Below are 6161 nucleotides of genomic sequence, written 5' to 3' on the forward strand. Positions count from 1 at the left end.
ACGATGATGGGCAACTCCCCTCATTCACCGCACCACGGAGTACCCATGCCTGCCGAGCCCGACGGCGCGATAGAGACCCGCGGCCTGGAGCCCGTCCCCGACGACGAGCGCACCGGCCGCGTCCGCGAGCTGGTCCCGACCTGGGTCGCCGCCAACATCAGCGTGCTGCTGCTCACCATGGGCGCGGGCCTGGTGATCTCCAACGGGCTGAACCTGTGGCAGGTGCTCGTCGTCGCCGTCGCCGCGCCCGTGCTGTCGTACGGGATCGTCGGCCTGATCTCGATCGCCGGGAAGCGCGGCGGCGCGCCGGGCATGGCCCTGTCCCGGGCGGTCTTCGGCCAGCGCGGCAACCTCTTCCCCGGCACGCTGATCTGGATCGCCCGGTGGGGCTGGGAGACCATCAACGCGGTCAGCGGCGCCTACGCCGTGCTGACGGTGCTGCACCTGCTGTTCGGGATCGGGAGCAGTACCCCGCTGATCGTGGTCACCCTGCTGCTCTTCGTGGGCTGCACCTTCGCCGTCTCCGGCCTGGGGATCAACGCCCTGCGGGTCTGCTCGACCTGGTCGACGTACCTGTTCGGCGCGTTCAGCGTGCTGGTGCTCGGCTACCTGGTCGCCACCACCGACTGGTCGGCCGTCTTCGGCAAGCCGGCCGGCTCCACCGCGATGATGGTCGCCGGCATCGGCACCATCGCCGCCGGCGGCATCAGCTGGGTGCCGTCCGGCCCCGACTTCACCCGGTACCTGCCGCGCACCGCCTCCGCCAAGGGGATGGTGGGCGCCACCGTCGGCGGGGCCGCGGTCGTGGTGATCCCGCTGGTGCTGATGGGCGCCGTGATGGCGGTCGGCACCCCGGACCTGGCCTCCGCCCAGGACCCGGTGTCCTTCATCGGGGAGCTGCTGCCGACCTGGCTGGCGGTGCCGTACCTGCTGATCGCCCTGGTCGGCATGCTGCTGATCAACTCGATGTCCATGTACTCGGCCGGCTTCACCGCGCAGACCCTGGGCATCCGGGTGCCGCGGGCCTGGGCGGTCAGCGTCAACGCCGTGATCAGCCTGGTCTTCGGGTTCCTGCTGATGGTGGTGGCCACCAGCTTCTTCGGCTCGTTCATCTCCTTCCTGACGCTGCTGGCGGTGGCGTTCTCCGCCTGGATCGGGGTGTTCGGCGTGGACATGCTGCGCCGTCCCGCGTACGACGGCCGGGCCCTGATGGACACCGGGCGCACCAGCGCCTACTGGTACCGCGGCGGCTACGCCTGGCAGGCGATGACCGCGTGGGGCCTGGCGCTGGTGGTGGGCCTGCTGTTCACCAAGGTGGACTGGTTCGCGGGGCCGCTGGCCTCGACCTGGATCGGGCGCAACGGGCTGGGCTGGGCGGCCGGCATCCTGACCTCGGCCGTGCTGTACGCCGTACTGCCGCGCACGGCGCCGACGGCCGCCGACGGCGACGGTGACGGCGGCGAAGGCCGCGGTGACGGCAGCGGCGGTACGAAGGACACGGACGGGCGCGAGCTCTCCGGATCCCTGTCCAACTGACGTCACGTCAGCTAACGTCCCCCTCCGCCACCCACACCCGGCGGAGGGGGACTTCTTCATGCCCATCACCGTGGCCCGGTTCAACCTCGTCGACCCGTACGGCACCCCCGAGACCCTCGCCGCCCGCTACCGGGCCGCGCTGGAGATGGCGGTGTACGCCGACGAGCACGGCATCGACACCGTCCAGACCGAGGAGCACCACGGCACGGACAACCACTGGCTGCCCTCGCCGTTCGTCTTCGCCGGCGCCGTGCTGGGTGCGACCCGGCGCATCGCCGTCACCGTCTCGGCGATCATCGGGCCGCTCTACGACCCGCTGCGCGTGGCGGAGGACATCGCGGTGCTGGACCTGTTGGGCGGCGGCCGCCTGGTGACGGTCGCGGGCATCGGCTACCGCCCCGAGGAGTACGAGCAGCACGGCGTCGAGTGGGGCCGGCGCGGCCGGCTCCAGGACGAGCTGCTGGAGACGCTGCTGAAGGCGTGGACCGGTGAGCCGTTCGAGTTCCGCGGGCGGACCGTCAAGGTGACCCCGGTGCCGTTCACCCGGCCGCACCCGATGCTGCTGGTGGGCGGCAGCTCCCGGGCGGCGGCCCGCCGGGCGGCCCGGCTGGGGCTGCCGTTCTTCCCGAGCGCGCACCTGCCGGAGCTCCGGACGTACTACGAGGAGCAGCTCGCGGCGCACGGCACGGAGGGCTTCTGCCTGATGCCCGCGGCCGAGACCCCGCTGCTGCACCTCGCCGAGGACCCGGACCGGGTGTGGGCCGAGCACGGGGAGCGCTTCCTGCACGAGGCGGGGATGTACGCGTCCTGGCAGTCCAAGGACATCCGCTCGGCGGTGCGCTCGGGGGCCCGGACGGTGGCGGAGCTGCGGGCCGAGGGCGTCTACCGGGTGCTCACGCCCGAGGAGGCGCTGGCGTACGCGCGGGGGGCCGGTGAGGCGGGCAACCTGGTGCTGCACCCGCTGTGCGGCGGGATGCCCGTGGAGGAGGGGTGGCGCAGCCTGCGCCTGCTGTGCGAACAGGTGCTGCCCCGGCTCGGTCAGTGAACCGGGGCAGCACCTGCTTCGAGGAGAGGGGCTGGGCGGGGGTGGTTACCCCATCTCCTCCAGCGCCTTGCCCTTGGTCTCCGGCACCCACTTGAGGACGAACGGGATCGAGAGCACGGCGAAGACGGTGTAGATCACGTAGGCGCCCGAGAGGTCCCAGTCGGACAGGGTCGGGAAGGTGACCGTGATCAGCCAGTTGGCCACCCACTGGGCCGCGGCGGCCACACCCAGGGCCGCGGCCCGGATGCGGTTGGGGAACATCTCGCCGAGCAGCACCCAGACGACCACGCCCCAGGAGAGGGCGAAGAAGAGCACGAAGGAGTGCGCGGCGATCAGGGCGACGGTGGCCTGGGTGTGCGGCATGGAGATGTCGCCGCCGATGTCCTCCTTGTACGAGAACGCCCACGCGGCCACGCCCAGCGAGATCGCCATGCCGACGGAGCCGATGAGGGCGAGCGGCCTGCGGCCGATCCGGTCCACGAAGATCATCGCGATCACGGTGCCGATGATGTTGATGATCGAGGTGGTGAAGGAGTACAGGAAGGAGCTGGTCGGGTCGATGCCGACGGACTGCCACAGCGAGGAGCTGTAGTAGAAGATCACGTTGATGCCGACGAGCTGCTGGAAGACCGACAGGCCGATGCCGACCCAGACGATGGGCAGGAAGAGGAACCGGCCGCCGAGCAGGTCACGGAAGGTGGACTTGTGCTCCGAGCGCATCGCGTGCTCGATCTCGGCGGCCCGGGCGTCGAGGTCGACCTGGGAGCCCTCGACCTCGGAGAGCACCTTCTTGGCCTGCTCGGTGCGGCCGACGGAGATCAGGAAGCGCGGGGACTCGGGGATGACGAAGGACAGCAGGCCGTAGAGGACGGCCGGGACCACCATCACGCCGAGCATCCACTGCCAGGCCTCCAGCCCGCCGATGACGCCGCGCTGCTCGCCGTCGGCGAGGCCCAGGATGCCCCAGTTGACGAGCTGGGAGACGGCGATGCCGATGACGATCGCGGCCTGCTGGAACGAGGCGAGCCGGCCGCGGTAGGCGGCCGGGGAGACCTCGGCGATGTAGGCGGGGCCGATGACGGAGGCCATGCCGATGGCGAAGCCGCCGATCACGCGCCAGGTGGCCAGGTCCCACAGGGCGAAGGGCAGGGCCGAGCCGAGGGCGCTGGCGGTGAAGAGCACGGAGGCGATCTGCATGCACCGGATCCGGCCGATCCGGTCGGCGATCCGGCCCGCCGTGGCCGCGCCGAGCGCGCAGCCGATGAGGGCGGCCGCGATCACCTGGGCGAGGACCTCGGGGCCGACGTCGAAGCGATCCTTGATCGCCACGACCGCTCCGTTGATCACGGAACTGTCGTAGCCGAAGAGGAAGCCTCCCATCGCCGCCGCCGCGGTGATGAAGATGACGTGCCCGAGGTGGTCGGGCTGAGGTGCCGGTCCGCCATTGGGCGACGACTTCGCTGCGCTGGTCAAGGTCTGCTCCGTGGGGGTTCGTCCGTCCTCCCAGTGGTGCACAACTCATGATCGGGCACCACCCGAGGCCGGGAGACAGCGGAGCGAGCCTATTCGTTCATTTTATGAAGTCAATACCCTGGAAGAAGTTGTTTGATGGCTCGTTTTCTTCACTTCTTGAAGTGACAGAGGCCGGACGGGGGTGTGACGGGGCCGTCACCGCAGCCGCTGGCTGATCACCTTGGAGACACCGTCGCCCTGCATGGAGACGCCGTAGAGGGCGTCGGCGACCTCCATCGTGCGCTTCTGGTGCGTGATGACGATCAGCTGCGAGGCCTCCTGGAGCTCCTGCATGATGCGGATCAGCCGCTGGAGGTTGGTGTCGTCGAGGGCGGCCTCGACCTCGTCCATCACGTAGAACGGGCTGGGCCGGGCCTTGAAGATGGAGACCAGCAGGGCCACGGCGGTCAGGGAGCGTTCGCCGCCGGAGAGCAGGGACAGCCGCTTGACCTTCTTGCCCGGCGGGCGGGCCTCGACATCCACGCCGGTGGCGAGCATGTTGTCGGGATCGGTGAGGACGAGACGGCCCTCGCCGCCCGGGAACAGCCGGGAGAACACGCCCTCGAACTCACGGGCCGTGTCCCGGTACGCCTCGGTGAACACCTGCTCGACCCGCTGGTCGACCTCCTTCACGACCTGAAGGAGGTCGGCCCGGGTCTTCCGGAGGTCCTCCAGCTGCTCGCTGAGGAACTTGTGCCGCTCCTCCAGGGCCGCGAACTCCTCCAGGGCCAGCGGATTCACCTTGCCGAGCTGCTGGTAGGCGCGTTCGGCGGCCTTCAGCCGCTTCTCCTGCTGCGCCCGGACGAACGGGCCCGGGCGGTTGCGGGGGTGCTCGGGGTCCTCGGGGAGGTCCTCGCCCTCGGCGGGCAGGGACGGCGGGACCGGCTGGTCGGGGCCGTACTCGGCGACCAGGCCGGCGGGCTCGATGCCCAGTTCCTCCAGGGCGCGGGCCTCCAGGGCCTCGATCCGCAGCCGCTTCTCCGCGCCGAGGACCTCGCCGCGGTGCACCGAGTCGGTGAGCTTGTCCAGCTCGCCCTTGAGGTCCCGGCCCCGGGTGCGGGCCTCGCCGAGGGCCTGCTCGCGGTGGGCCTTGGCCGCCTCGGCGGCCGCCCGCTCCTGCTCGGCGCGGTGCACGGAGACTTCGATGTGGGCGAGGAGCTGGCGGGCGCCGTCGGCCACGGCGCGGGCCACCTCGGCCTCGTGGCGCAGCCGGGCGCGGCGGCGTTCGGCGCGGGCGCGGGCCTCGCGTTCGGCGCGGGCGCCGCGGTCCAGGGAGTCGGCGCGGCCCGCCAGTGCCTTGACGCGCTCCTCGTGGGTGCGCAGCTGGAGGCGGGCCTCCATCTCGGTCTGCCGGGCGTTGGCGCCGTCGGCGGCGAGCCGGTCGCGGACGGCGCCGTCCGGCTCCTCGTCGACCGGCACCTCCTCGGCCGCGGCGAGCCGCTCGGCGCACTCCTCGACCTCGGCGAGGGCCTGGTCCAGGGCGTCCTGGGCCTTGGCCGCGGCGGTGGCGGACCGTTCCGCCTCACCGGCCGCGCCCTTGGCCTGGCCGGCGAGCCGGCCCAGCTGCTGGGCCACTCCGGTCCGGGCCTTCTCGGCGGCGCGAAGCCGTTCGGCCCGTTCCTCCACCCGGGTGACGCAGTCCCGCCGCCGTGCCTCGGCGGCGGCCCGTACGTCGGCCAGCTCGGCGCAGCGCAGCTCCAGCTCGGCGAGCTCGCGGGCCGCCTCGTCCACGGCGGCCTGCACCTCCAGCAGGCTGGGCGCCCCGGCGGACCCGCCGTGCGCCAGGTGCGCGCCGACGACGTCCCCGTCGGCAGTCACGGCCACCAGGTCGCTGCGCTCGGCCACCAGCGCCTCGGCCTGCTCCAGCGACCCGACGACGACGAAGTCCCGCAGCACCCGCCCGAGCGCCTCCCGCACCCCACCGTCGGCCTCCACGAGCTCCAAGGCCGCGACCCCGGTCTCCACCCGCACACCGGAACCGCCGCCACCACCCGCACGGTACGAAGCCCCCTCACGGGAGAACCCCTGCCCCTGCGCGGGGACCGGGGCCTGGCCGGGGGCCGCGGGG

At 72.1% G+C, this 6161-nt stretch carries 4 protein-coding genes; 2 read left to right on the plus strand and 2 right to left on the minus strand.

Annotation, left to right across the window (positions count from 1 at the left end; all coding sequences use genetic code 11):
• Nucleotides 1-45: 45 nt before the first annotated feature.
• Both EF918_RS11165 and EF918_RS11170 read left to right on the plus strand, forming a co-directional pair.
• Nucleotides 46-1536, plus strand: coding sequence for a cytosine permease (locus EF918_RS11165; RefSeq protein ID WP_260610064.1), 1491 nt, complete (start codon nt 46-48; stop codon nt 1534-1536).
• 58 nt (nt 1537-1594) lie between these two features.
• On the plus strand, nt 1595-2581 hold the full coding sequence (locus tag EF918_RS11170; protein WP_125644325.1) for an LLM class flavin-dependent oxidoreductase: 987 nt from the start codon (nt 1595-1597) through the stop codon (nt 2579-2581).
• Nucleotides 2582-2626: 45 nt separating this feature from the next.
• Here the strand turns inward: EF918_RS11170 and EF918_RS11175 are convergent, their stop codons facing one another.
• Both EF918_RS11175 and EF918_RS11180 read right to left on the minus strand, forming a co-directional pair.
• Complete coding sequence (locus tag EF918_RS11175) at nt 2627-4054, minus strand: sugar porter family MFS transporter (RefSeq protein WP_125644327.1); 1428 nt, start codon at nt 4052-4054, stop codon at nt 2627-2629.
• A 195-nt stretch (nt 4055-4249) separates the two neighbouring features.
• Nucleotides 4250-6161 (minus strand): AAA family ATPase (locus tag EF918_RS11180; protein WP_260610066.1); only part of this gene is annotated, 1912 nt, incomplete at its 5' end.

Origin of the sequence: Streptomyces sp. WAC06614, assembly GCF_003949795.1 — a bacterium.
In the GTDB taxonomy this organism is placed as follows: domain Bacteria; phylum Actinomycetota; class Actinomycetes; order Streptomycetales; family Streptomycetaceae; genus Streptomyces.

Bases quoted from the DNA above. Each gene is read 5' to 3' on its own strand.
- EF918_RS11165 (WP_260610064.1), top strand. From the start codon at position 46: ATGCCTGCCGAGCCCGACGGCGCGATAGAGACCCGCGGCCTGGAGCCC.
- EF918_RS11170 (WP_125644325.1), top strand. From the start codon at position 1,595: ATGCCCATCACCGTGGCCCGGTTCAACCTCGTCGACCCGTACGGCACC.